Below are 25,788 nucleotides of genomic sequence, written 5' to 3'. Positions count from 1 at the left end.
AACCCATAAAGTACGTGTCCGGTCTCAAAAAATAAAAAAAGCCCCTTTCCCCGTCAGGAACCGTCCAATTATTGCCTGCGGGAAAAGGGGCGACTGTGTGCTATTCGTCTTTTATACTTCCATAATGATCGGCAGGATCATCGGTCTGCGGCGCGTTTGCTCGTACAGGAAACGGCCGAGCGCGTCTTTGACGTTCGTCTTGAGCGACGCCCACTCGTTGACGTTTTCGTTCATCAATTTCTCCAAGGTGCTGGAGACGATCCGGTTCGCTTCGTCCAGCAAACCTTCCGACTCGCGGACATACACGAACCCGCGGGAAATAATGTCCGGACCGGAGATGATCGTGCCGTCCTGCTTGCTAAGCGTGACGACGACAACCAGGATCCCGTCTTGAGACAGCAGCTTACGGTCGCGCAGTACGATGTTGCCGACGTCGCCGACGCCTAGGCCGTCAATCAGCACGTTGCCTGCCGGCACTTTGCCGGCTTTGCGGGCAACGCCGTTCTGAATCTCGATCGTTTCCCCGATGTCGATCAGGAAAATATTGTCGGGTTCCACGCCCACCGATTCGCCAAGCAGCGCATGCTTGCGCAGCATCCGGTATTCGCCGTGGATCGGAATGAAATATTTCGGCCGCATCAGGTTCAGCATCAGCTTCAGCTCTTCCTGGCTGCCGTGCCCGGACACGTGAACGCCCGAATTGGAGCCGCTGTAAATGACTTCCGCTCCGAGGCGGAACAGCTCGTCAATCGTCCGTCCCACGTACTTCTCGTTGCCCGGAACCGGCGTCGCCGCGATAATGACGGTGTCTCCCGGCAAAATATCGACCTTGCGGTGCGTCGAACGGGCCATCCGCGTCAGCGCCGACATCGGCTCGCCTTGGCTGCCGGTGCACAAAATCACCACGCGATCCGCAGCCATTTTGTTGACTTCTTCCGGCTCGATCAAAATACCGTCCGGCACGTTCAAGTAACCCAATTCATCGGCGATCGTCACCACGTTCACCATGCTGCGGCCGATGATCGTGACTTTGCGTCCGGTCTCGTAGGCCGCATCGATCACTTGCTGAATCCGGTGCACGTTGGAAGCAAACGTTGCCACCACGACGCGCTGCTGCGCTTTATGGAAAATATCGCTAAGCACGAGTCCTACATTTCTTTCCGATGGCGTAAAGCCGGGTTTTTCCGCGTTGGTGCTGTCGGACAAAAGAGCTAGAACGCCTTTTTTACCGATTTCGCCCATCCGATGCAAATCCGCATATTGATCATTGACTGGGGTATGATCAAATTTGAAGTCCCCGGTATGAACGACATTTCCTTCCGGCGTTTCAATGCACACGCCCACCGAATCCGGAATACTGTGATTGGTCCTGAAGAACGTCGCCTTCAGCGTCGAGCCCAGCTCGATTTCCGAATCGGCGTTGATCAGCACCCGTTTCGTTTCGCCGAGCAACCCCGCTTCCTTCAGCTTGTTCTCGACAAGGCCAAGCGTCAATTTCGTCCCGTAAACCGGAACGTTCAAGTTCTTGAGCACATAAGGCAATCCGCCGATATGATCCTCATGGCCGTGCGTAAGCAGGATACCTCTTACTTTGTCGCGGTTCTCCGTCAAGTAAGTGATATCGGGAATGACGATGTCGATGCCGAGCATAGCCTCTTCCGGAAACTTAAGCCCGGAATCGATGACAACGATATCATTGGCATATTGAACGACATACATGTTTTTTCCGATTTCTGCGACGCCGCCCAATGCAAAGATCGTCAATTTTTCATTATTCATTTTTTTGGACAAGTGAATCTAACCCTCCTATAAGTTTGGACGTCGTATTTTTCATATGGAAATGGCTCCGATCACTGCAGACCACATATGTTTCGCAGGAATAAACGACCGCCTCGCCGGACGGTCCAGCCGTTTCTCAATATTGCTATTTTTTAAAAAAATCACCGCACCCAGTCACTTGAGATCATTATACATGATTAAATTGGCAAAAAACAAGTCAGGCGTTTTACGCGCTTTTAACGTTACCTTGCGCCGCAGCAAAAAAACCGATGCCTCATAACGAGGCATCGGTTTTTGGAAATTGAGCGCATATTTGGCTGAACGCTTACTTCAACAGTTCGCGTATCCGCGCCGCTTCCTCCGCATTCGGCGGAATAAGCGGCAGCCGTACCGTTCCGACCCGGCAGCCGATTTCATTCAGCGCGTATTTCACCGCAACCGGATTCGGGCATTCGAACAAGCCTTTAAACAGCGGCAGCAGCTGGCGATGCAGCTTGCCCGCTTCGCCGACCCGGCCGCTCAGGAACAGCTCGATCATTTCCTTCATCGTGCTGCCGGCCAGATGGCTGGCCACGCTGACGACCCCGTGGGCGCCAACGGCCATCGCCGGAAGCGCTGCCGCGTCTTCTCCCGAATACACGCGGAATCCGTCCGGAGCGCCGCTCACAATTCCGGCCACCTGGTCCAGGGACGCGCATTCCTTGGTCGCCACAACATTCGGAATTTGCGCCAGCCGGAGAGTCGTTTCCACGCTGATGCCGACGATGGTCCGGGACGGCACATTATACAGCATAACCGGCAAGGAGGTCGAAGCCGCGATCGCTTCGAAATGCCGGTAAAGCCCTTCCTGATTCGGTTTGTTGTAGTAGGGAACGACCAGCAAAACACCGTCCGCGCCGCACCGCTCGGCCTCCTGCGTCAAACGGATGGAATGGGCCGTGTCGTTGCTCCCCGTGCCGGCGATGATTTTGCAGCGGCCCGCGGCGTGCTTCACCGCAAATTCGAATAAATCCCGCTTCTCTTCATCGCTTAAAGTAGGGGACTCCCCCGTCGTTCCGCAAACGACCAAAGCATCGGATTTTTGCTCCTCAATCAAATAATCCATTAAGCGAGCGGTTCCGTTTAAATCAACATTCCCTTGTTCGTCAAAAGGCGTTACCATAGCTGTGATCAATCTTCCAAACTCTGCCACACTTTATCCTCCTCCCATTTTCCGCGCGTTCGATTTACCTGCCGAGTTCGAATTTGTCGTGCAAAGCGCGAAGCGCTTGAACCATGTCGTCCTTATGGACCAGCACCCAGATCGTTGTATTCGAATCTGCGGATTGCAGAATTTGAATATTTTGCTCCGTCAAAGCCTCGACGATTTTCGCCATAATGCCCGGAACCCCGTTGATGCCCCCGCCGATGACCGATACTTTGGCGCAGCCGGACAAAATCTCCGGCGACAGCTCCAAGTCGTTCAGAATCGCTTCGGCTTTCGCCGCATCTTTGTCGAATACCGTATAAACGACGCCCGTCGGGGTCACATTAATAAAATCAACGCTGATCGCGTTTCCCGCCATCGCTTTAAAGACCTGAAGCTGCAGGTTGTCGGCCCCTTTGCCGGCGGCTTCGACGCGAATCTGCGTCACGTTCGCCACATAAGCAATCCCAGTCACGTAGCGGTCCACAATGCCCAACTGAACGTCTTTAAAGCCTTCGGGATTGGCCACCAGCGTCCCTTCTCCTTCCGAAAAGGTGGAACGTACGCGCACCGGTATCCCCGATTGCATGGCGATCTCCACCGCCCGGGGATGAATCACCTTGGCTCCCTGATGGGCCATGTTGCAAATCTCCGCATAACTTACATATTCCAGAGGCTTTGCGTCCTCCACGATTCGGGGATCGGCGGTTAAAATCCCGTTCACGTCGGTATAAATGTCTACCATTTCGGCATGCAGGGCCGCACCCAGCGCCGTTGCCGAAGTATCGCTGCCGCCGCGCCCCAATGTAGTGAAATCACCGATTTGATTTTGGCCCTGGAACCCGGTCACAATGACCACTTTGTCCTGCTCGAGCCCTTCAAGCACCCTCGTGGGCACGATGTCCAAAATTCTGGCATTTCCAAAGTGGCTGTCCGTTCGAAACCCGGCTTGGGCGCCGGTTAAAACGACCGAAGAAATGCCGCTTTCCGCGAGCAGGCTGCACAGCTTCGCCGCGGAAATAATTTCGCCGCAAGCCATCAGCAAGTCCTGTTCGCGCGATGGTAAAAGGCCGCTTCCTGCAGAAGCCAATTCCAATAAAGTATCCGTGGCGTATGGATCGCCCTTCCGGCCCATGGCCGAAACCACCACGACGAGCCGGAAACCATTTTCCAGTTCCCGGCGAATGTGTGAGACGACATGATCTCTCGCTTCCGCGGTCGATAGAGATGTGCCGCCAAATTTTTGCACCAAAATGCGCATGGGTATTCCTCCAGTTAAGTAAATGCGGAGTGTAGCTTAACTCCTATCCATCGCCCGGGCACCCCGAGCGGACGAAAAGCCGGAAGCTAAACCTTCACTGCAGTCCTCTCCGCGAATTGCAAAGCGTTCCATGACGCGCCTTGAGCAAATGATCCAAAACGATTTCCGACGGATCAGCGACGTTCCGTTCTCTCTTGCTCATCCAGCAAGTCTCCCATTCTCTTAAAGTGCGTGTTCAAAAAGTCGGCTTTTCAGCACCGAAGCTTATGCTTCCGATGAGCGTTTTTCAAAACGCTTCAGGCTGAATGAAGCTAGGGCCTGAGGAGCGGAGCGCACGTTTTGGGTACGCGAGCACCTGAGATGTTTCCGTAGGAAACATGCTTCGGAAGAATAAGCCCCACCCGGCTGAATTCAAGATTCGACGTCGAGAACCACTTCCTGACCTGCTTCGTGATCAAAAGATGACTTTTTGAACAACCTCTTAAATCGAACGATTATATTCTAAAATACGAGTATGTTTCCGCCAGCAGGCGGGCTCATCCATGAAAACGCTCGATAATCAGCGGCTGCAGCTGCTTGCCTTCCAGCGCCGCATAGCAGGTTTCCGGCACCAGTTCCATCCTGGCCACCAGCGAATTCGGTTTCCCCGTCGGATTGTCCTGACCAAACGGAACGAAATATACGTTTTTGGCTACGATCAGCTTGGCGATATTCGCCAGATTGAAGCCTAAGCCGTCATTGGTCGACACGGCAATCACGAGCGGGCGCCCGTTCCGCAGCTGGGCTTTGGCGGCCATAAGCACCGGACTGTCCGTGACGGCATTCGCCAGCTTGCTTGTCGTGTTGCCTGTGCAAGGAGCAATGACAAGCACATCGAGCAATTTGCTGGGTCCCAGCGGCTCCGCTTCGACAATTGAAGAAATAATATCATTCCCCGTAATATCTTTCAACTGTTTCCGCCAATCCTCCGATTTTCCGAAACGGGTATCCGTCGTCAGCACCGACTGGGAAATGATCGGGATGACCTTAGCACCTCCATCGACAAAACGCTCAATCTGAGGCATCACCTCAGCGAACGTACAATGCGAGCCCGTAATGGCGTATCCTACCGTTTTGCCCTGCCAATTCACTCTTCATCCCCCCGTATTTGAAACTCATCCAAAATCGACTGACAGATCGTATTGGCCATGATGATTCCAGCCGTTTTGGGAGCGACGATACCGGGGAGGCCGGGGGCAAGGATCGCCTTGATGCCGCGCTTCTCGGCAAAACGGAAATCCGTCCCGCCGGGAGCGGACGCAAGGTCGATAATAACCGCCCTGCGCGGCAGTTTTGAGATGATTTGCGCTGTGATTATCATAGTCGGTATCGTATTAAAAATCAAGTCAACATCGCCGACATTAGCGGCCAAATCCCTTGTGGCAAAAGGCTTCCAGCCCATTTGCACCGCCCTGGCCATATCGTCTTCCCGGCGCACTCCCACCTTCACGGTCGCTCCCAAACCCTGCAGTGTTTTTGCCAGCGTAAATCCCGTACGGCCAATCCCAAGCACGATGCAGGTCGATCCGTGAATCGTAATGTCCGTATTCTGGATCGCCATCATCACGGCCCCTTCCGCCGTCGGTATCGAGTTGTAGATCGCTACGTCGTCGCGCTCCAGCAGTTCAATAATCCGGAACCCGCCCCTGTCTCCCATTTGCCTCAAAAAGCTTTTGGCGATTCCCGTATATACCAACGTATCTTTTCGTACAGCTTCAAACCCTTCCGGCTTGATGACAAGCTCTTCCGCAGAGAACGGGGCCGGTACGACACCGTGATCATCGCAACCGATTACCGGAAGGATGATGATATCAGCCCCGGCCAGCAAGCCGGGGGTCAGCGCTTCATTCGAGACTCCGGGAAGCGGCATATCCAACCGGTCGAAGCCGACGATGCGCACCGTGGCATCCAGCTCCAAACATTTGTCGATGACCTCCACCTGGCGGGCGTCTCCACCAAGGAATACAATCGTGATTCCCGTCAGCATTCTTAGACGGCACTCCTTCCAAGCAACACAGTATAGACCATCTTATGCCGCAGCCTAAAAAGTGGTGAAAAGAGACGAAACGTCATTCATGAAGGATGTAAAAGGCCACCTGAAGGGAATTAAATTCCCCCTATCAAGCAGGAAAGACCACCCGATCAAATATGTCGGGTGGTCTTTGACTCCAGCGAAAATTATAAGGGCAAAAAACGTCGTTATTCCGGCGGTATCCGTCCATTTGAGACAAATAGAGGAAATTCATGGCGCTATTTTCCCCCGTTGCAAGGAAATGCCCGTATTCAGGAGCGTTCGCAGGTAAATAAGGACAAAATATTCCACTATTGGGGATAAACATACTAGTCTTCGGATTATAAGAACATAAAGTTCCGCTATTTTGCAGGAAGACGGCATTTCTTGTTCCAAAAGCCAGTTGTCAAATCTTTTTTCGTAAAATAACAGCTGCTGCAACCGTTAGATTCCAGACGGACGATAGTTTCGATTAGAACACCTGGGCGAAATCTCAAAAGTATCCGGGCTTTGCCGTTTTATTTCGTGCCGGTATGGCCAAAACCGCCGGCTCCACGTTCGGTTTCGGAAAGCTCGTCCACTTCGGTTAGAGCCACTTCCGGCACGGTTTGAAAGACCATTTGCGCGATGCGCTCATTGCGTTTAATCGCAAAGGGCTCCTGGCCAAGGTTGATGAGCAGCACCTTGATCTCGCCGCGATAATCGGCATCGATCGTGCCCGGCGTGTTGAGACAAGTGATGCCATGCTTCAGAGCCAGGCCGCTGCGCGGGCGGATCTGGGCCTCCAGACCGCCCGGCATCGCAATCGCGATCCCGGTCGGGACAAGCGCCCTCGCCCCAGGCTGCAAGACCAGGTCCTCCGTTACCGCGGCGTACAGATCAAAGCCGGAAGCCAGTTCCGACATCTTACGCGGCAGTTCAATATCTTCATTTCCGGCAAAACGTTTGATTTGTACTTCAAATGACAAGTTCATCTCTCCTTAATCCCGTAATGGCGCGATCGGCCCCGCCGACCATCGCCAGTGCGAACGGCCGGCTGAACATGCGCCCCAGCACGTCGTTCACATCGTCCATCGTCACCGCCTCGATGCGGGCGATCATTTCATCCAGCGTATAATGCCGGCCAAGCATCAGCTCGTTTTTACCCAGCCGGTTCATGCGGCTGCCCGTGCTTTCCAAGCTTAAAATCAGGCTGCCCTTGAGTTGCTCCTTGCCTTTGCCGAGTTCGCTTTCGTTAATCCCGTTGACGGACACATCGTGCAGAATCTCCTTCGTCAGCTCCAGAACCTCTTTCGTTTGCCGCGGCGCCGTACCGGCATACACGGTAAACAACCCGCTATCGGCATGTGAGCTGTGATAGGAGTAGACGGAATAGGCCAAGCCGCGTTTTTCGCGGATCTCCTGAAACAGCCGCGAGCTCATGCCGCCGCCAAGCGCGTTGTTCAGCAGGGTCATGGCATACTGCTTCTCGTCGCCGATCGGCAGCCCCGGGAAGGACAAGCAGATGTGATTTTGTTCCGTTTTTTTGCGGTAAAATTTGAGGTCTCCGAGAAAATCGGGCGCGGCCAGCGAACCCCGGTCTCCCCGAATCGCGAAATCGCCGAAATATTTTTCCAGCAGCTCGACCACTTGGTCATCGATATTGCCGGCTACGCTGATCACCGTATTTTCGATCGTATAATGCTCGCGCATATACGCGCGCAAATGGTCCGATTCCATAGCCCGGAGCTTTTCCTCCGTTCCCAGTATCGGGAGAGCCAGCGGATGGTCTCCGTAAGCGGCCTGCGACACCAGATCGTGCACCATGTCGTCCGGCGTATCTTCGTACATGGAAATTTCTTCGACGATGACGTTTTTCTCTTTTCGCAGCTCCTCGGCGTCAAACAGCGAACGGAAAAACATATCCGCCAAAACATCCACCGCGATCGGCAAGTGCTCGTCGAGCACCTTCGCATAATAACATGTGTATTCCTTGGACGTAAACGCGTTTACGTTGCCTCCGATGGCGTCGAATTGCTCGGCGATATCCCTGGCGCTGAAGCGATCCGTCCCCTTAAACAGCATATGTTCGATAAAATGCGAAATCCCGCCGACTTCGGGTTGTTCATTGCGCGAGCCTGTCTTGACCCAAATGCCAAACGAGACCGAGCGGCAGGTCGGAATCTGTTCCATAACCACCCGGAGGCCGTTTTTTAATTGCGTTCTCTTCACGAAAGGCCCTCCTAAAATTTCAATAAACGCAGTTCCTATCCTACCAAAAAAAGGCGCTCCGCTCAACTCTCCGGAACTTCCACCCGATTCGGCGACAGCGTCTCCTCCACCGTGCCGAGAACCAGGCCTTTGCCGCGGATAACCCGGATCACGTCCTTCAGCGCGTCCCGGGTTGGCGCCGTCGGATGCATGAGAATCAATGAGCCCGGACCTACCTGGTTGGCGATCTTGCTTACAATACTTGAGGCCGGAGGCTTCCTCCAATCCACCGTGTCCACTGTCCACAGCACCGTTTTAAGGCCCTGCTCCGCGGCCAGCTTGACGGTTTGACTGTTATAATCTCCCGAAGGCGGGGCGAACCAGCGGTTGTTTACGCCCAGCTTCTCTTTCAGCAACCCTTTCGTTTTGGAGATTTCCAAGCGGGCCCGGGACGCCTCGAGCTGGCTCATGTTGGGATGGGAATAGGCGTGATTTTCCAACAGATGCCCCCGTTTTTGAATTTCCGCGGCGAGCTCCGTATTTTTCTTGAGCCAGCTTCCGTCCAGAAAAAAAGTCGCTTTCACCTTCGCTTCGTCAAGCGTGTCCAGCATCGGGAGGAGGTACTCTTCTCCCCAAGCCACATTGATCATCAGCGCCGCCATCGGTTTGTTCGGATTCCCCCGATAAATGGGCTGCGCCCCCAAATCATCAAGGCTCACCTGCGGCTTAATTTCCCGGTATATGTATTCGATCTCCGCTCCGGCCGGCAGCAGCTTCGCCTTCTGATAAGTGCGCTCGATGTCCACTTCCCGTCCATTATATCCCGGAATCGCCTTCCAGACGCGATCGACGGTGGCGTTGACCGGCTCGATCCGCCTTTTGGCGGCTTCCTCGCGTATTTTTAGCAGCAGATCGTCTTGTTTGTTCCCGTCTTGACCCAACTCATTGCTTTCATAAAAGTCGCTAAACAGACGGAAGGCAAAACTTCCGTCTTGCCCGCCGCCGTTCTCGACAAATGTGCGAATTCCCGCCAATTGCCCGAGAATCACGACAAATGCGATACAGACCGCAATGATCACAAATTTGTTCCGCCCCATGCCAGGTTCATCCCTTCAACCGGTTTTTGTCCCCATCATATGTAGACAAGACCCGGATTATGCACCTTTTAACGGCCCATCGGGGCATGCGCATTAAAAAAGAGCCAGAATTGATTCATTCTGTCTCTTTTCCCGCACATCTTAAGTTCACATGCAGCCGTTCATCGTTTATGAAGGAGCTTTTTCCGTTTGGGCAGTCAAAACCGCTTTGCGGGAAAGATTGATCCGTCCTTGGCTGTCGATTTCGGTCACCTTGACGGTTACCGTATCGCCGATGGCGACGACGTCTTCCACTTTGCCTACACGCTCCGTCGAAAGCTGGGAGATATGCACCAGCCCGTCTTTGCCCGGCAAAATTTCCACAAAAGCGCCGAATTTTTCGATCCGTTTTACAGTGCCGACATATATTTCGCCGACAACCACTTCCTTCACGATGCCTTCGATAATCGAACGGGCTTTGTTGTTCATCTCTTCGTTGGCCGAAGCGATAAAGACGCGGCCGTCCTGTTCGATATCGATTTTCACGCCGGTTTCCTCGATGATCTTGTTGATGATCTTGCCGCCGGCCCCGATAACATCGCGGATTTTGTCCGGATTGATGTTCATGATGAGGATCTTAGGCGCATACGGAGACAAGTGCTCCTTCGGCTTTTGGATGCGCTCCATCATCTTGGCCAAAATAAACATCCGGCCTTCTCTCGCCTGCTTCAAAGCGTCCGTCAAAATCTGCCGGTCGATGCCGTCGATCTTGATGTCCATTTGAATGGCGGTTACGCCCTCCGCGGTTCCGGCCACTTTAAAGTCCATATCTCCGAGATGATCCTCCATCCCTTGAATGTCCGTCAAAATGGAGACATGCTCTCCGTCTTTGATCAGGCCCATCGCCACCCCGGCTACCGGCGCTTTGATCGGCACGCCCGCGTCCATCATCGCCAAAGTGCTGGCGCAAATGCTGGCTTGCGACGTCGAACCGTTCGATTCCAATACTTCCGACACGAGGCGGATCGTGTAAGGGAATTCCGATTCCGGCGGAATGACCTTGGAAAGCGCCCGTTCGCCAAGCGCGCCGTGACCGATTTCGCGGCGGCCCGGTGCCCGCAGCGGACGGGCTTCGCCTACGCTGAACGGAGGGAAGTTGTAATGATGCATGAACCGTTTCGACTCTTCCAGGTCGATGCCGTCGAGAATTTGCACATCGCCCAGCGCGCCGAGCGTACAAACGCTTAGAGCTTGCGTCTGGCCGCGCGTAAACAAACCGGAACCGTGGGTACGCGGCAACAGGCTGATATCGCATTCGATCGGCCGGATTTCGCTGAGCTTACGGCCGTCCGGACGAATTTTCTCATGCGTGATCAAGCGGCGGACTTCTTCTTTAACGATATCGTGCAGCACTTCCTTGACGTCGGCAATGAGCTCCGGAGACTCTATGTATTTCTCTTCGAAATAAGCAACCGTCTCCTCGTTGATGGCGTCAATCGCATCCTGCCGCGCATGCTTCTCGGCGATCTTTACGGCTTCCACGAGCCGATCCTTGGCATAGGCGCGAACTTCCTGGTTCACGTTTTCGTCGACCGCGTGCAGCTTCACCTGCATTTTCTCTTTGCCGGCAACTTGGACAAGCTCTTCGATTACGGCAACGATTTTTTTGATTTCCTCATGGCCGAACATGATGGCTTCCAGCATAACTTCTTCCGGAACTTCGTTCGCTTCCGCCTCAACCATCATAATCGCGTCTTTCGTCCCTGCCACCACGACGTAAATATCGCTGGCTTCCTGCTGGGCTATATTCGGGTTGATCACAAATTCGCCGTTCACCCGTCCCACCGCCACGCCGCCGATCGGCCCGTTAAACGGAACATCCGAAATGCTCAGCGCGGCCGACGTTCCGATCATCGCGGCGATTTCAGGCTCGCAGTCCTGATCCACGCTCATGACCAGATTGACGATTTGCACATCATTGCGGAACCCTTCCGGGAACAGCGGACGAATCGGACGGTCCGTCAACCGGCTGGCCAAAATGGCCTTTTCGCTGGGACGGCCCTCGCGTTTAATGAAGCCGCCGGGAATTTTTCCGACCGCATACAGCTTTTCTTCATAATTGACCGTAAGCGGAAAAAAGTCCAGGTCCTTCGGTTCCGAGGAGGCCGTTACCGTGCACAGCACAGCCGTATCCCCATAACGCACCATGACCGCTGCGTTGGCTTGCTTGGCCAATCGGCCCGTTTCGAGGATAAGAGGTCTTCCCCCCAGATCCATTTTCACATGATTCTCCATGTAATCCCTCCTTATCACATTAAAAGTTCGGTACAAAGTTCATTATTTCCTGCTTTATCTTAAATCATTAAGGAGCAATGAACTTGTCCCTTCACAACAAAAGCTCCTGACGGAGCCTTTCGTTTACGCTATTCAAAACACCGCCGAAATACCCGTTCATTTGTAAAAAGCAACCCGGCGGCACATCGTTCGCTTGAAAGCGTCCGACGGCAACCAGGCTGCTTTTTCGTAAAGATGTCAAATTAACGACGCAATCCGAGTTTTTCGATCAATGCGGAGTAACGCTTCACGTCTTTGTTCTTCAAGTAAGCCAGCAGCTTACGGCGTTGACCGACCATTTTCAAAAGACCGCGACGGGAATGATGGTCTTTCTTGTGCGTGCGCAAATGTTCCGTCAAGTTCGTAATGTTCTCCGTAAGGATAGCAATTTGCACCTCTGGGGATCCGGTATCGGACTCATGAGTTTTGTGCTCTTCGATCAATTGTTGCTTACGTTCTTGAGTCAATGCCATCCTGTTCACCTCCTTTTCCTCAATCGCCGTTAGCCTCGTCGCCGGCGGTGAAACCGCACAACCAAGCCAAGGTTATAGTTGACGCCCGGAAAGAAAACCCATGGGCATAACAACGTAGATCAGTATACCATACAACCCGGATAAAAGTAAATGCCGCTTTCCCGTTTACGCTTTTTCCGCTTTCAGCAAGCTTTTGGCGGTTTCGGCATCCTTGGTTATTTGCGCGATCAGCTCATCGATCGAGCCGAATTTGCGTTCCTCGCGGAGGAAATGAACCACTTCGACGGACAGGCTTTCATCATATATTTCTCCGGAAAAGTCAAACAGATGAACCTCGAACGAGGGGACGGTCGCATCGTTGTGAAAGGTCGGCTTGACCCCAACGTTCATCACGCCTTCGTAGGAGTGGCCGCCGTGATGCGCACGCACGGCGTAAACGCCGCTCGCAGGGATCACATAATGCTCGGTGAGCTTCAGGTTGGCTGTGGGAAAGCCGAGCAATCTCCCCCGCTTTTCCCCGTGCATGACCGCGCCCTTCAGCGAATAGCTTCGTCCGAGCCAGCGGTTGGCCAAGCGGATGTCGCCTTCCTGGAGCGCTTTGCGGATGCCCGAACTGCTCACCTTCTCGCCGTCGATCAGGAACGGCGGAACCGTGCTTACGTCCAGGACGTTATCGCTCAGCTCGCGCAGCATTCCGGCGTGCCCTTCTCCCCGGTAGCCGTAGCGGAAGTCAAACCCGACCACAGCGGTGTGCACCTGCAGGGGAACCAAAATGCCGGTGACGAAATTTTGCGGGCTCACCCGCGAGAACGAGTCGTTAAACTCGACAATATATACAAAATCCACGCCCATGCTGCGAAGGAGGCGTTCCTTCTCCCGGGGCGGAGTCAAATATCCGTCGTAATCGCCTTTTTTCATGACTTCCTTCGGGTGAGGGTGAAAAGTCATGACGGATGCGGGCAGACCAAGCTCGGCCGCCAGCTTGACGGCCGTCTCAATCACGCTGGCGTGCCCTAGATGGAGGCCGTCAAACTGGCCGATGGCCAGCACCTGCGGCCTCGCGCACGTTGCAATAAATTGTTCGGTTAAAGGGTATGATAAGCTTATCGTTTCCATCTAAAGTCTCACCTGCAATTCCCTCGGATTGGCACAATCGTTCATATGATTCAGTCGGGAAGGAACACCTTGACCGCCTTCACGGCAGGCATTTCTTCATCCGCCTGGAATATCCCCAAAAACCGCTGCTGCGGATCATAAAGCCGGATCAGTTCCCCCCGGTTTGCCCGCGGATGTACCGCGGCGGCGGGCAGGCGCTGACCTTGCAGGGCCGCCTTAACTTTGTCCCCGGCGATCGTATGTGCCGGCAGATGCCGGACTCCCTGGTCGACCGGCAGCAAATAGGAAGCCAGGTCCCCTTGCGCAGCATGCCTGGCGATTTCTTCCAGCGTTAAACAGCTCTCTTCCGCGATCCCGGCCGACACCGTCCGCTTCAGCTGCCCCATCGCCGCCGGCACGCCAAGCGCCCGGCCGATATCGACGCAAAGCGTGCGGATGTAAGTTCCTTTCGAGCAGAGCGCCCGGAACTTGATCTTCGGATGCGGTCCCTCCGGTTGAAAGGACAGCAGCTCCAGCCCATAAATCGTCACCTCGCGGGCTTTGCGTTCGACCGTTTTTCCTTCTCTCGCCAGCTCGTAGAGGCGCTTTCCATCGTGCTTCAAGGCGGAATACATCGGCGGAACCTGGGAAATCGTGCCGACGAATCGCTGAAGCACCTGCCTTACGGCCTCTTCCGTCACCGAAACTTGATCCAGCCGCTCCACGACCGTACCCGACATGTCTTCGGTGTCCGTGGCCACCCCCAAAATCAGCGTGGCCTCATATTCCTTGGGCAGCTCCTGCAAATATTCGACCATCCGGGTAGCCCGTCCCAAGCAAAGCGGAAGCACTCCGGTGACAGCCGGATCGAGCGTGCCCGTATGGCCGATCCGCTTCATTTTGAGGATGCCGCGGCATTTGGCCACAACGTCGTGGGAGGTAAAACCGGCGGGTTTCAAAACCGGCAGGATGCCTTCATACGTGGTCATAGCTGCAGCCTCACCTGCTCCACCACGCGGGGCACGATCGCCTCCAGCGTTCCTTCAACGCGCGCTCCCGCGGCCCGGACGTGCCCGCCCCCGCCAAAGCTTTGCGCCACCTTGGCCACGTCCACTTTGCCGGCGGAACGCATGCTCACTTTTACGGCTTGCTCATCGATCACCTTAAACAGGAGGCCGACCTCCACCCCTTGAATATTGCGGGGATAGTTGACGATGCCTTCCATATCCTCATGAACCGCCCCGGCGGATTTCAAGTCTTCGTCCGTCACGACCACCCAGCTGATTTTACCGTCTTCGGTCAGCTGCAGCCCGTTTAAGGCTCTCGTCAGCAGGCGCAGCTGCGGCAAAGTCATTTGCTCCAGCAACAGTTCGGACAAGCCCGGTCCTTCAACACCGTACTCCAGCAGCTTGGAGGCGGTTGCCATCACTTTGGGCGACGTGTTCGAATAGCGGAACCCGCCCGTGTCGGTCAGCAGTCCGGTGTATAGCGCCGTAGCGATCGCCTCGTTCAACTCCAGACCCATAAATTGGATAAGGTCGAATAAAATCTCCGCCGTGGCTGCGGCAGAGGGGACAATCAAATTGACCGTGCCGTATCCGTCATTGGTCGGATGGTGATCGATGTTCAGCAGTTTGGCTCCTTCCGCAAACAGCTCTTTGGTCATCCCGACCCGTTTGAAATCGGCGCAATCGACGCAGATCACGTTGTCGAATTTCCGATTCAAGGGCTCTGCCGACAGGTCACGAATTTGATCCGCCTGCCATAAATAACCCATCCGCTTCGGAATCGGCCCTTCGTTGACCATTACGTATTTTTTACCCAGACATGACAGAAGCCAGCCCACCGCAAGGGTGGAACTGACTGCGTCTCCGTCCGGCTGAACATGCGCCACCACGAGGAAATCATCATGCTCCGTCAAAAAAGCCTGGCTCTGACGCAGCTCCCGTTCATATTGCATTGCCGGTCTCCTTTTAGAGGTAATCAAAAATTCAGAATTTGATCACGAAGCAAATCATGACATAAATTCGGCATCGAATCTTGAATTCAGCCGGGCTCTAGCATATGCTTTCGAAGCATGTTTCCTCCGGAAACATTTCAGGTGCTCACGTACCCCAAACGTACGCTCCGCTCCTGGCGTCCCTAGCTTCATCCAACTAAAGCGTTTTGAAAAAACGCACATCGGAAGCATAAGCTTCGGTGCTGAAAACCTGACTTTTTGATCCCTATTTTAATTCATTTGTCGTGCTCGTGCGTAATTTCGCCCAGAAGCTGCTCGATCCGGCTACCGTAAGCGATCGATTCGTCGATTTTAAAGATCAGCTCCGGCGTATGGCGCAGCCGGATCCGCTTGCCGAGCTCGGTGCGCAAAAATCCGTTTGCCTTCTCCAGCCCCTTCAGCGATTCGCTTTTCTTCTCATCATCCCCGAAAACGCTCAAGTAGACTTTGGCCTGCGACAAATCGCTCGTCACATCCACCCCGGTCACGGTGACAAAACCGATGCGCGGATCTTTCAGTTCCTTCTGGATAAGAACGCTGAGTTCTTTTTTAATCTGTTCGCCTACGCGGCCGGTCCGATTTTTGGCCATTTATGACACCACCTTACTTCCGTTCAACGGTTTCCATGATGAAGGCCTCAATCACGTCGCCTTCTTTAATATCATTGTAGTTATCGAGGGTGATCCCGCATTCGTACCCTTGCGCAACTTCTTTGGCATCATCCTTGAACCGCTTCAAAGAATCGATTTTGCCTTCGTAGATAACGATGCCGTCGCGGATCAAGCGCGTTTCCGCCGAACGGGTAATTTTGCCGGAGGTGACCATGCAGCCCGCAATCGTGCCGACCTTGCTGATCTTGAACGTATTGCGGACTTCGGCATGCCCGATGACGGACTCCTTGTATACCGGATCCAGCATCCCTTTCATCGCTTGTTCGATTTCCTCGATCGCATTGTAAATGACGCGGTGCAGACGAATGTCGACCTTTTCCTGCTCGGCGGTCGCTTTCGTCTGGTTGTCCGGACGTACGTTAAAGCCGATGATGATCGCGTTGGAAGCCGCGGCCAAAATAACGTCGGATTCGGTAATCGCCCCGGCGCCGCTGTGGATGATTTTCACGCGCACGCCTTCGATGTCGATTTTCTCGAGCGCGCCCTTCAGCGCCTCCACCGAACCTTGAACGTCCGCTTTGATGATCACGTTCAGCTCTTTGATTTCACCTTCTTTAATATGGCGGAACAAATCGTCGAGCGTCACGCGCGTATTCGCGCCCAGATCGGACTGGCGCTGCGTAATCGCACGTTTGTCGGCGATGGAGCGGGCTTTGCGTTCGTCCTCAAACACCATAAACGGATCGCCCGCCTGCGGCACTTCGGTAAGGCCGGTAATTTCCACCGGCGTCGAAGGCCCCGCTTCCTTGAGGCGGCGTCCCCGGTCGTTCACCATTGCGCGGACGCGGCCGAAGCAGTTGCCGGCCACAAAAGCGTCGCCGACTTTCAGCGTGCCGTGCTGCACCAGTACGCGGGCCACCGGTCCGCGGTTTCTGTCTAGCTCGGCTTCGATAACCGCACCGCGGGCGCGTTTGTCCGGGTTGGCTTTGTACTCGTTGACTTCCGCCACGAGCAGGATCATTTCGAGCAGGTCTTCCAGACCCATTTTTTGTTTGGCCGACACGTTGACGAAAATCGTATCGCCGCCCCATTCTTCCGGTACAAGCTCATATTCTGTTAATTCCTGCTTGACTTTATCCGGGTTGGCTTCCGGTTTGTCGATTTTGTTGACTGCCACAATGATCGGCAGCCCCGCCGCTTTGGCGTGGTTGATCGCTTCAACCGTCTGCGGCATCACGCCGTCGTCAGCCGCAACGACGATGATCGTAATGTCGGTCAGCTGCGCTCCGCGCGCCCGCATCGCCGTAAACGCCTCGTGACCCGGCGTGTCGAGGAACGTGATCTTCTTGCCGTTGATCTCGACCTGATAAGCGCCGATATGCTGCGTAATGCCGCCGGCTTCGCCGCCGGTCACGTTCGTCGAACGGATCGCGTCCAGCAGCGTCGTTTTCCCGTGGTCGACGTGCCCCATAATCGTCACCACCGGCGGACGCTCTTTCAAATCCGCCTCATCGTCAACCTCTTCGATCGTTTCAAAACGGTCTTCCTCGACCGGAATTTTCACTTCGACTTCAACGCCGAAATCGCCGGCCAAAAGCTGGATCGTCTCGATGTCGAGCTCCTGGTTGATCGTGGCCATGACCCCGAGCAGCATCAGCTTTTTGATCACCTCGGAAGCGTCTTTATGCAGCAGTTTCGCGGTTTCGCCAACGGTCATCGTGCCGCGGACAATGATTTTCTTCGGCGTATTGTCGATTTTTTCGCGCGGCGGCTGCTGATATCCGCCACGGCCCCCCCGGCCGCCTTTGCCGCCGCGGTTGTTGTTTTTAAAGTTGCCGCTACGGTTGTCGTCAAAACCTTTTTGATTTTTCCCGCCATGATTGCCTTTTCTGCCTTGACCTTGGCCTTTGCCTCCGCCATTGTTATTATTGCTTCCGGCCGAAACAAAATTGCGGTTTGGCGCTTGCCCGCCGCGGTTTGCTCCGCCGTTTCCTTGACCGTTTCCTTGGCGGTTGCCGCCGCCGTCACGGCGCTGCGAATCGCCCCCGGTTTGGCCTTGCCCCCGGTTTCCTTGAGGGTTGCGGCCTCCGGCATTGCCGGCGTTTTGCGCAGAAGCGCGCGGGCCTTGCTGATGGCCTCCGTTTGGACGTTGGTTTCTTTCCTGTACAGCGGTAGTTCCGCCTTTTGCGTTTTGGTTTTGATTAGGTTTATTATTCATACTTACCTGCTTTTCATGTTGATTTTTTTTGGATTGACCGCCGGGATTTCCGTGAATCTTCGCCTCACGGCCTTGTTCTCCGCGATTTCCCGCCCCTTCCGGGGCCGGATTTTTCGCAGCCTGGCTTCCTCCTGCGGAAGCCGGCGCCGGCGATTTGGACGGGGTTTCGGCGCGGCCCGAATTTTCCCGCTTGGCGGCAGCGTTCGTCTTAATATCCTTGAAAAATTGCTCCACGCGCGTTACGGCATCATTCTCCATCACGCTCATATGGTTATTCACCGGGATATTAAGTCGCTTAAGAATCGTAATGATTTCTTTGCTGCTCATGTTGAGCGATTTTGCATATTCATATACCCTGAGCTTATCTTGTTTTTCTTGTTTACTCAATATACTCCACCTCCGACGTTTTCGCGATCGCTTTACGAACCATATCGGCAAACCCCTGATCGGTAAGGGCCAGAACGACCCGTTCCGGCTTTCCTACGCTCGATCCGAGCATATCCCTGTCAAATCCGACCATCAAAGGAACTTTGTACGTACCGCATTTATCGCGATACTTCTTTTGCGTATTGGCCGACGCATCGCCGGCTACAATCACCAGTTTGGCTTCCGCGGAGCGGATCGCCTTCAGCACGACTTCATCCCCCGTCACCAGCTTGCCCGCCCGCATGGCAAGGCCAAGCCCGGACAACGCTTTATTCATCGCCATCCCCTTCACGCCCCTGGCCGGCGCGGAACTCCTCTTCCACTTTCAAAAAATCGCGGGCAAGCTGCTCGTAAACCTCCGGACTGACCGGCGCTTTCAGCGCGCGGTCGAGCGCTTTGGTTTTGTGGGCAAGCTTGAAGCAAGCTTCCTTACCGCACAAGTATGCTCCGCGCCCCGATTTTTTGCCGGTGAGGTCGATCGACACCTCGCCTTCCGGCGAACGGACGATGCGGATCAGCGATTTCTTGGGCATCATTTGCTGGCAGGCCACGCATTTGCGCAGCGGTACCTTTCTCTGTTTCATCCTTCAACCGCCCCCGATCAATCTACGGAGATGGAATCCTGAGGCATTTCGTCCTGATCGGTTTTTTCTCTTCCGAATTCCTCTTCCGCTTGGGTTTCGCTCTTGATATCGATTTTCCAACCGGTCAATTTGGCCGCCAGGCGAGCGTTCTGGCCTTTGATGCCGATCGCCAGCGAAAGCTGGTAATCCGGCACGATGACGCGCGCCATCTTCTCGGCCTCAAACACCTGCACTTCCAGCACCTTGGACGGGCTGAGCGCATTCGCCACATATTCCTCGACATTCTCCGAATAACGGACGATATCGATCTTCTCTCCGCGCAGCTCGTTCACGATCGTTTGCACCCGGGTGCCTTTCGGCCCTACGCAGGAGCCGACCGGATCGACCTCGCTGTTGCGGGAGTATACCGCGATTTTGGAACGGAATCCCGCTTCGCGGGCGACGGAACGGATCTCCACCACCCCGTCGAAAATTTCCGGCACCTCCAGCTCAAACAAGCGTTTCAACAGGCCCGGATGCGTGCGGGACAGCAGAATTTGCGGCCCCTTCGTCGTATTTTCCACCTTCGTAATGTAGGCCTTGATGCGATCCCCATGCTTGAATTTCTCGTTTGGCATCAGCTCGTTCAAGGGCAGATGCGCTTCGATTTTGCCGAGGTCGACATAGATGTTGCGCAGATCCTGACGCTGCACGATGCCGGTTACGATATCCTCTTCCTTCTCGACAAAGGCGTTGTAGATCAGTCCGCGCTCGGCTTCGCGAATCCGCTGGGTCACGACTTGTTTGGCGGTTTGCGCGGCAATGCGGCCGAAATCGCGAGGCGTAACTTCAATCTCGGTAATATCGTCAAGATGATAGTTCTGGTTGATCTCGCGCGCGGCCGCCAGCGAAATCTCCGTGCGCGGATCCAGCACTTCTTCCACGACGAGCTTGCGGGCGTATACTTTAATCGCGCCGGTATGGCGGTTCATATCCACGCGAACGTTCTGCGCCGTATTGAAGTTCCGCTTGTAGCTGGAGATGAGCGCGGCTTCAATCGCTTCGAACAAAATATCTTTGCTGATTCCTTTTTCCCTTTCCAATTCATTCAAGGCTTCGATAAAATCCATACTCATTTGCCTCGAGTTCCCCCTTTCATAGTTCCCTGCAGGTCACGCTTAACCAAACATCCGCTGTTCTAGAAAATAATGGCCAACCTTGCGCTGGCTACTTTGCTGTATGGAATCGTGTGACTCTTCTTTCCGACTTCAACGACCAATTCGCCGTTCTCGAAGGAAAGAAGCCGGCCTTCAAACTCCTTCAGGCCGCCTACCGGTTCGTATGTAGTGACAAATACGTCTTTGCCGACGGCTTTCGATACATCCTCGGCTTTTTTGAGCGGACGCTCCGCGCCCGGCGAGGACACTTCCAGAAAATAAGCCGATGGAATCGGATCATTCTCATCGAGCTTTTCGCTAAGGTATTCGCTGATCCGGCCGCAGTCATCGATGTCGATGCCGCCGTCCTTGTCGACGAATACGCGAAGGAACCAGTTGCTTCCCTCCTTGACGTATTCCACGTCAACCAATTCAAAGCCGTGTTCCTCCAAATAAGGCGTGACCATTTGCTCTACGGTCGCTTTGATCTTCGGTGTGCTCAAGCGTACATTCCCTCCATCGCGTTCATTCCTGTATACCAAAGAGTAAAGAGTGGGTTTCCCCACTCTTTAAACAACGGTTCTATCTTCATGATTGCCAAAAAAATTATAACATAGTCCGCCAACAGTGACAAGTAAAACACCTTTACTACTATAGGTAGTTCAAAAAATCAGCTTTTGAAGATTTAAGAATGAATAGTCGCCGGAGTCTCTCTTCCTTAAAATCGCAAGAAAAACTTCATCTTAGGGCATGTCTGTCTTCTTTGATTGTTCATCGATAGAGTTTTTCTTATCACGAAGCAGGTTAAGAAGCTTAATCGACGTCGAATCTTGAATTCAACCGGGCCAAGCATATGCTTTCGAAGCATGTTTCCTACGGAAACATTTCCGGTGCTCACGTACCCAAAACGTACGCTCCGCTCCTTATGTCCCTAGCTTCATCCAACCTTCTCGGTGCTGAAAACCTGATTTTTGAACTTATATTTAAACTCACACTTAAAATAGCGACAACTGGTTGCTTTCGGGAAGTCCACGGAAGCAGCCCATGTTGCCGAGGAGCTCGACGATCGTTTTGCTCGCCTTCGATTTCTGCTGGAAGTCCTCGATCGACAGAAATTCGCCCTGCTCCTTGGCCGCGGCGATATTTTTGGCGGCGTTCTCCCCGATCCCGGCCAGCGCCGAGAACGGCGGAATCAGCGAATCGCCGTCCACGATGAACTTCGTCGCGTCGGAACGGTACAAATCGATCGGTTTGAAATGGAAGCCGCGCGCGGTCATCTCCAGCGCCATTTCCAGAATCGGCAGCATCGCTTTCTCTTTAGGCAGCGCCTGAAAGCCTTTCTGCTCGATCTCTTCGATCTTGCGGTGAATCGCCTCATATCCCTGACAGCAAAGCTCGATGTCGAAATCCTCGCCGCGAACCGAGAAATATGTCGCGTAAAATTCGATCGGATGGTAGAGCTTGAAATAGGCGGTGCGCACCGCGGAAATAACGTATGCGGCGGCGTGGGCCTTCGGGAACATGTACTGGATCTTCAGACAGGAGTCGATGTACCATTGCGGCACCTTGCATTTCTTCATCTCCTCGATCCATTCCGGCGTCAGCCCTTTCCCTTTCCGTACGCTTTCCGTGATTTTGAAGGCGAGGCCGGCGTCCATACCCGCTTTGTAAATCAAAAACAGCATGATGTCGTCACGGCAGCCGATCACCGTTTTGATGTTGCAGGTTCCGTTTTTGATCAAATCCTGGGCATTGCCAAGCCAGACGCCCGTTCCGTGCGACAAGCCGGAAATCTGCAGCAGGTCGGCAAACGACGACGGCTGCGATTCCACCAGCATCTGCCGGACGAACTTCGTGCCCATCTCGGGAATGCCGTACGTGGCGACCGGCGTGCGGATCTGTTCCGGCGTCACCCCAAGCGCTTCCGTCGAGTTGAAAATGCTCATCACCTTCGGATCGTTCATCGGGATGGTCGTCGGATCGACGCCCGTGAGATCCTGGAGCATCCGCATCATCGTCGGATCATCGTGCCCGAGGATATCGAGCTTCAGCAGGTTCGCGTCAAAGGCGTGATAATCGAAGTGCGTCGTTTTCCATTCCGCCTCGGTGTCGTCGGCCGGATACTGCACCGGGGTGATATCCTCCACCTCGATGTAGTCCGGCACGACCACGATCCCGCCGGGATGCTGGCCCGTGCTGCGCTTGACGCCGGTACACCCCGCCGCAAGCCGGCTCAGCTCGGCTCCGCGCCAATGCTTGTGATGCTCTTCCTCGTATTTTTTGGCGAAACCGTACGCCGTCTTTTCCGCCACGGTGCCGATCGTGCCGGCGCGGAACACGTTTTTCTCGCCGAACAGCACTTTCGTGTAGTTATGGGCGTGCGGCTGATATTCCCCGGAGAAGTTAAGGTCGATATCGGGAACTTTGTCGCCCTTAAACCCAAGGAACGTTTCGAACGGGATGTCGTGCCCCTCGCCCTTCAGCGTTTGCCCGCATTTCGGGCACGTCTTGTCCGGAAGGTCGAAACCGCTTGGCACGCTGCCGTCAAGGAACCATTCGCTGTACTTGCATTCCGGGTTTTGGCATATATAATGCGCCGGCAGCGGGTTGACCTCGGAGATGCCGAGGAACATGGCGACGACCGAGGAGCCGACGGACCCCCGGGAACCGACCAGATACCCGTCCTGGTTCGATTTTTTGACCAAACGTTCGGAGATCAGATAGTTCGCCGAGAACCCGTATTTGATAATCGGCTCGAGTTCTTTCTCCAGCCGCTTGACGACGACTTCCGGCAGATCCTCGCCGTAAATCTTTTTGGCCGTATCGTAACAAGTCCGGCGGATTTCCTCTTCCGCGCCTTCGATGATCGGCGTAAACAGCTTATCCGGAAACAGCTCGTATTCCTCAAATTCGTCGGCCAGCTTGGAGGTGTTGGCAACGACTACCTCGTAAGCCTTCTCCCCGCCGAGAAAAGCGAATTCCTCCAGCATTTCCTCCGTCGTCCGAAAATGCGCATCCGGCTTGCGTATATCCTTCAGCGGGCTAAACCCGGTGATGCCGTGAATCGTGATGTCGCGGAACAGCTTGTCCTTTGGATCGAGATAGTGCACGTTGCCGGTAGCCACCACCGGCTTATTCAGCTTCATCCCGATCTCGACGATTTTGCGGATCGCCGTCTCCAGCTCGGCCACGCTGCCGACCAATCCTTTGTCCACCAGATGCATATACATCGTCAGCGGCTGGATCTCCAGCACATCGTAAAACTCGGCCACAGCTTCCGCTTCCTCCACCGATTTGTTGAGCACCGTTTCGAAAAACTCGCCTTTTTCGCAGCCGGACATGATGAGCAGGCCTTCGCGCATTTCCACCAGCTTCGATTTGGGAATGCAGGGCACTCGTTTGAAATAGTCGGTGTGCGACAGGGACACGAGCTTAAACAGATTTTTCTTGCCCGTAGCGTTGAGCGCGTAGACGCCGCAATGAAACGGCCGGGTATTGGACAGATCTTTGCCGACCTTATCGTTCAGCCGGTCCAGCGTCGTATACCCTTCGATTTTGATCGCATCTTCGAGCAGGCCGTTCAAAATTTCCCCGAGCGCCAGCGTATCGTCGATCGCCCGGTGGTGGTTCTCCAGCGACACCTTGTATTTGGCGGCAAGCGTATTTAACCGGTGATTCTTCAGGGTCGGAAACAGCATCCGGGCTAGTTCGAGCGTATCGAGCACCGGGTTGTTCATCTGCGGCAGGCCCAGCTCTTTCAGCTTCGCGTTGACGAAATCGACGTCAAACCGGGCGTTATGGGCGACCAGCACCGCGTCTCCGGCAAACTCCACGAACCGCCGCAGCACGGGTTCCACATCCGGAGCGTCCCTGACCATTTCGTCGTTGATGTTGGTGAGCTGCTGGATATTGTAAGGAATCCGTTCATGCGGATTGACGAAGGTAGCGTAACGGTCCACTTCTTTGCCGTCCTGCATTTTAACGGCGGCAAGCTCGATGATTTTGTTTTGGGTGACGGAGAGACCGGTGGTTTCGATATCGAATACGATATATGTAGCGTCTTTCAAATCGTCCCCGCGCGGGTTCAGCACCACGGCGACATCGTCGTTCACCACGTTGGCTTCAACGCCGTAGATCATTTTTATGCCGTTTTTCTTCGCCGCCTTAGCCGCGTCGGGGTAACTTTGCACCCCGCCGTGATCGGTGATGGCGATCGCTTTATGCCCCCATTTGGCGGCCATCTTCACGTAATCGCCGATCGGGGTGACGGCGTCCATCGTGCTCATCGTCGTGTGCAGATGGAATTCGACCCGCTTCTCGGGAGCATTGTCCTTGCGTCCCGGAGGCGCCGTAATTTCCGTCAGATCGGAAGGGATCATCACCAGCTCGGGCACCTGCATAAAGCGGTCGAATTCGACTTTGCCGCGGGCTTTTACCCACTTGCCGTTGGCCAGCTGGCCCATCACTTTCAAATCTTCCTTGTTTTTCGCAAACAGCTTCATCGCCAGCGAGTCGGTAAAATCCGTCAAATTGAACGTAAACAACGTATTTCCGTTGCGCAGCTCCTTGCGGTCCAGACCGAAAATCGTTCCCTGGATCGTGATTTTCTTCTCTTCATCCTGAATGTCCTGAATCGGCACCGGCGGCTCCTTGATGTCGTATCCGATTTGCAGTTTGACGACTTCGCCGTCCACCTCTTCAGGCGGCGCTTCCACCGTCATGCTTTCCATCATTTTCTGGATGACCTCGCGTTCTTCCTCCACGATCCGCTGTTGGAACTCCTCGAACGCTTCGGCGCTCGTTTCGCCGGTTTGCAGCTTGACCCGCAGCTGCAGAGCAAAATAAGTTTCGTAAAACGTCACGATCGCCCGGTCGATATTTTTCTTGCGGGCCAGCTCCAGTGCGGTAGAATCGCCCAACGTTACGGTAACGAGATCGTTTTCGACTTCAAATCCGGCCCGGACCATCCAGCCGTTGACGGAAGGAACCTGACGCTGCACCCATTCCAAAAACAACTTCCAATACTCTCCAACGATATCTTTGGCCGACACTTCGCCGCCGTACCTGAATTCAAAGGAAATTGCCGCGATGTGCTCCATTTTTTCCTTGATGCGAAGGCAAAAAGTGCGGTAAGCCTGAGCCGGCACCAACGTATCCTTCCTGATCGTGATTTTCCATTCCTTGTTGCTGCGGCTAACCTCAACCCGCTCGATATAACCTTCGAGAAAATAGGGATCGATTAACGAGGCGGGAAGCTCCGCCTGCTTCATCAACAGTTCAAGCCGGTTTCTCTTGTCCTGAGTCTCCGTCATGTCTTCCTCCCCCATCTAAGTGCTGAAAACCCGACTTTTGGAACGCTCCGTTATAAAA

Annotated in this window: 20 protein-coding genes; all 20 read right to left on the bottom strand. The window is 54.3% G+C overall.

The features are described from left to right. Positions 1-111: 111 nt before the first annotated feature. The 20 genes from NYE74_RS17560 to NYE74_RS17465 all read right to left on the bottom strand — a co-directional run bounded on the left by NYE74_RS17560 (position 112) and on the right by NYE74_RS17465 (position 25,730). Positions 112-1,791, bottom strand: coding sequence for a ribonuclease J (locus NYE74_RS17560; protein WP_341005033.1), 1,680 nt, complete (start codon positions 1,789-1,791; stop codon positions 112-114). 313 nt (positions 1,792-2,104) lie between these two features. Then, positions 2,105-2,971 (bottom strand): 4-hydroxy-tetrahydrodipicolinate synthase, encoded by an 867-nt coding sequence (dapA, locus tag NYE74_RS17555; RefSeq protein ID WP_082207746.1) that lies wholly within the window; start codon positions 2,969-2,971, stop codon positions 2,105-2,107. Positions 2,972-3,005: 34 nt separating this feature from the next. Beyond that, a complete protein-coding gene (dapG, locus tag NYE74_RS17550; RefSeq protein WP_036622360.1) occupies positions 3,006-4,226 on the bottom strand; it encodes an aspartate kinase in 1,221 nt (406 codons plus the stop codon). Between the two features lie 536 nt (positions 4,227-4,762). Continuing rightward, on the bottom strand, positions 4,763-5,356 hold the full coding sequence (locus NYE74_RS17545; RefSeq protein WP_036622358.1) for a dipicolinate synthase subunit B: 594 nt from the start codon (positions 5,354-5,356) through the stop codon (positions 4,763-4,765). Further along, entirely contained in the window at positions 5,353-6,252 is a 900-nt protein-coding gene (dpsA, locus tag NYE74_RS17540) for a dipicolinate synthase subunit DpsA (RefSeq protein WP_036622356.1), read from the bottom strand. The genes NYE74_RS17545 and dpsA overlap by 4 nt, the downstream gene beginning before the upstream one ends. Positions 6,253-6,794: 542 nt before the next feature. Beyond that, on the bottom strand, positions 6,795-7,250 hold the full coding sequence (dut, locus tag NYE74_RS17535; protein ID WP_373281412.1) for a dUTP diphosphatase: 456 nt from the start codon (positions 7,248-7,250) through the stop codon (positions 6,795-6,797). Next, positions 7,234-8,487, bottom strand: coding sequence for a M16 family metallopeptidase (locus NYE74_RS17530; RefSeq protein ID WP_316560694.1), 1,254 nt, complete (start codon positions 8,485-8,487; stop codon positions 7,234-7,236). The genes dut and NYE74_RS17530 overlap by 17 nt, the downstream gene beginning before the upstream one ends. 62 nt (positions 8,488-8,549) lie before the next feature. Beyond that, positions 8,550-9,563, bottom strand: a complete 1,014-nt coding sequence (locus NYE74_RS17525; RefSeq protein WP_036622348.1) for a polysaccharide deacetylase family protein — start codon at positions 9,561-9,563, stop codon at positions 8,550-8,552. A 168-nt stretch (positions 9,564-9,731) separates the two neighbouring features. Next, positions 9,732-11,837: a polyribonucleotide nucleotidyltransferase gene (gene pnp, locus NYE74_RS17520; protein ID WP_036622346.1), complete on the bottom strand. Its 2,106-nt coding sequence runs from the start codon at positions 11,835-11,837 to the stop codon at positions 9,732-9,734. 242 nt (positions 11,838-12,079) lie between these two features. Beyond that, positions 12,080-12,349, bottom strand: a complete 270-nt coding sequence (rpsO, locus tag NYE74_RS17515) for a 30S ribosomal protein S15 (RefSeq protein ID WP_036622344.1) — start codon at positions 12,347-12,349, stop codon at positions 12,080-12,082. 165 nt (positions 12,350-12,514) lie between these two features. Next, a complete protein-coding gene (locus tag NYE74_RS17510) occupies positions 12,515-13,465 on the bottom strand; it encodes a bifunctional riboflavin kinase/FAD synthetase (RefSeq protein ID WP_036622342.1) in 951 nt (316 codons plus the stop codon). Between the two features lie 50 nt (positions 13,466-13,515). Further along, positions 13,516-14,433 (bottom strand): tRNA pseudouridine(55) synthase TruB, encoded by a 918-nt coding sequence (truB, locus tag NYE74_RS17505; RefSeq protein ID WP_036622340.1) that lies wholly within the window; start codon positions 14,431-14,433, stop codon positions 13,516-13,518. Further along, positions 14,430-15,404: a DHH family phosphoesterase gene (locus tag NYE74_RS17500; RefSeq protein WP_341005030.1), complete on the bottom strand. Its 975-nt coding sequence runs from the start codon at positions 15,402-15,404 to the stop codon at positions 14,430-14,432. The genes truB and NYE74_RS17500 overlap by 4 nt, the downstream gene beginning before the upstream one ends. Before the next feature lie 275 nt (positions 15,405-15,679). After that, on the bottom strand, positions 15,680-16,033 hold the full coding sequence (gene rbfA / locus NYE74_RS17495) for a 30S ribosome-binding factor RbfA (protein ID WP_036622336.1): 354 nt from the start codon (positions 16,031-16,033) through the stop codon (positions 15,680-15,682). Positions 16,034-16,046: 13 nt separating this feature from the next. Continuing rightward, complete coding sequence (gene infB / locus NYE74_RS17490) at positions 16,047-18,659, bottom strand: translation initiation factor IF-2 (RefSeq protein WP_124332733.1); 2,613 nt, start codon at positions 18,657-18,659, stop codon at positions 16,047-16,049. Beyond that, positions 18,652-18,975 (bottom strand): L7Ae/L30e/S12e/Gadd45 family ribosomal protein, encoded by a 324-nt coding sequence (locus NYE74_RS17485; protein ID WP_051985856.1) that lies wholly within the window; start codon positions 18,973-18,975, stop codon positions 18,652-18,654. The genes infB and NYE74_RS17485 overlap by 8 nt, the downstream gene beginning before the upstream one ends. Then, entirely contained in the window at positions 18,968-19,282 is a 315-nt protein-coding gene (gene rnpM, locus NYE74_RS17480) for an RNase P modulator RnpM (protein ID WP_036622330.1), read from the bottom strand. The genes NYE74_RS17485 and rnpM overlap by 8 nt, the downstream gene beginning before the upstream one ends. 17 nt (positions 19,283-19,299) lie before the next feature. Beyond that, positions 19,300-20,397 (bottom strand): transcription termination factor NusA, encoded by a 1,098-nt coding sequence (gene nusA / locus NYE74_RS17475; RefSeq protein WP_036622328.1) that lies wholly within the window; start codon positions 20,395-20,397, stop codon positions 19,300-19,302. Positions 20,398-20,459: 62 nt separating this feature from the next. Then, positions 20,460-20,921 (bottom strand): ribosome maturation factor RimP, encoded by a 462-nt coding sequence (gene rimP, locus NYE74_RS17470; RefSeq protein WP_036622326.1) that lies wholly within the window; start codon positions 20,919-20,921, stop codon positions 20,460-20,462. 492 nt (positions 20,922-21,413) lie between these two features. Continuing rightward, positions 21,414-25,730 (bottom strand): PolC-type DNA polymerase III, encoded by a 4,317-nt coding sequence (locus NYE74_RS17465; RefSeq protein WP_036622324.1) that lies wholly within the window; start codon positions 25,728-25,730, stop codon positions 21,414-21,416. Positions 25,731-25,788: the final 58 nt, after the last annotated feature.

It is taken from the genome of Paenibacillus sp. FSL P4-0127 (genome assembly GCF_038007325.1).
Taxonomy (GTDB): domain Bacteria; phylum Bacillota; class Bacilli; order Paenibacillales; family Paenibacillaceae; genus Fontibacillus; species Fontibacillus macerans.
This window is presented reverse-complemented; position numbering and strand designations above follow the sequence as displayed.

Excerpts from the sequence above, each read along its gene's own strand:
- rbfA (WP_036622336.1), bottom strand. The coding sequence starts at position 16,033 with ATGGCCAAAAATCGGACCGGCCGCGTAGGCGAACAGATTAAAAAAGAA.
- dpsA (WP_036622356.1), bottom strand. The coding sequence starts at position 6,252 with ATGCTGACGGGAATCACGATTGTATTCCTTGGTGGAGACGCCCGCCAG.
- NYE74_RS17510 (WP_036622342.1), bottom strand. The coding sequence starts at position 13,465 with ATGGAAACGATAAGCTTATCATACCCTTTAACCGAACAATTTATTGCA.
- pnp (WP_036622346.1), bottom strand. The coding sequence starts at position 11,837 with ATGGAGAATCATGTGAAAATGGATCTGGGGGGAAGACCTCTTATCCTC.
- NYE74_RS17465 (WP_036622324.1), bottom strand. The coding sequence starts at position 25,730 with ATGACGGAGACTCAGGACAAGAGAAACCGGCTTGAACTGTTGATGAAG.
- dapG (WP_036622360.1), bottom strand. The coding sequence starts at position 4,226 with ATGCGCATTTTGGTGCAAAAATTTGGCGGCACATCTCTATCGACCGCG.
- NYE74_RS17525 (WP_036622348.1), bottom strand. The coding sequence starts at position 9,563 with ATGGGGCGGAACAAATTTGTGATCATTGCGGTCTGTATCGCATTTGTC.
- rpsO (WP_036622344.1), bottom strand. The coding sequence starts at position 12,349 with ATGGCATTGACTCAAGAACGTAAGCAACAATTGATCGAAGAGCACAAA.
- rnpM (WP_036622330.1), bottom strand. The coding sequence starts at position 19,282 with ATGAAACAGAGAAAGGTACCGCTGCGCAAATGCGTGGCCTGCCAGCAA.
- truB (WP_036622340.1), bottom strand. The coding sequence starts at position 14,433 with ATGACCACGTATGAAGGCATCCTGCCGGTTTTGAAACCCGCCGGTTTT.
- NYE74_RS17500 (WP_341005030.1), bottom strand. The coding sequence starts at position 15,404 with ATGCAATATGAACGGGAGCTGCGTCAGAGCCAGGCTTTTTTGACGGAG.
- dut (WP_373281412.1), bottom strand. The coding sequence starts at position 7,250 with ATGAACTTGTCATTTGAAGTACAAATCAAACGTTTTGCCGGAAATGAA.
- NYE74_RS17485 (WP_051985856.1), bottom strand. The coding sequence starts at position 18,975 with ATGAATAAAGCGTTGTCCGGGCTTGGCCTTGCCATGCGGGCGGGCAAG.
- nusA (WP_036622328.1), bottom strand. The coding sequence starts at position 20,397 with ATGAGTATGGATTTTATCGAAGCCTTGAATGAATTGGAAAGGGAAAAA.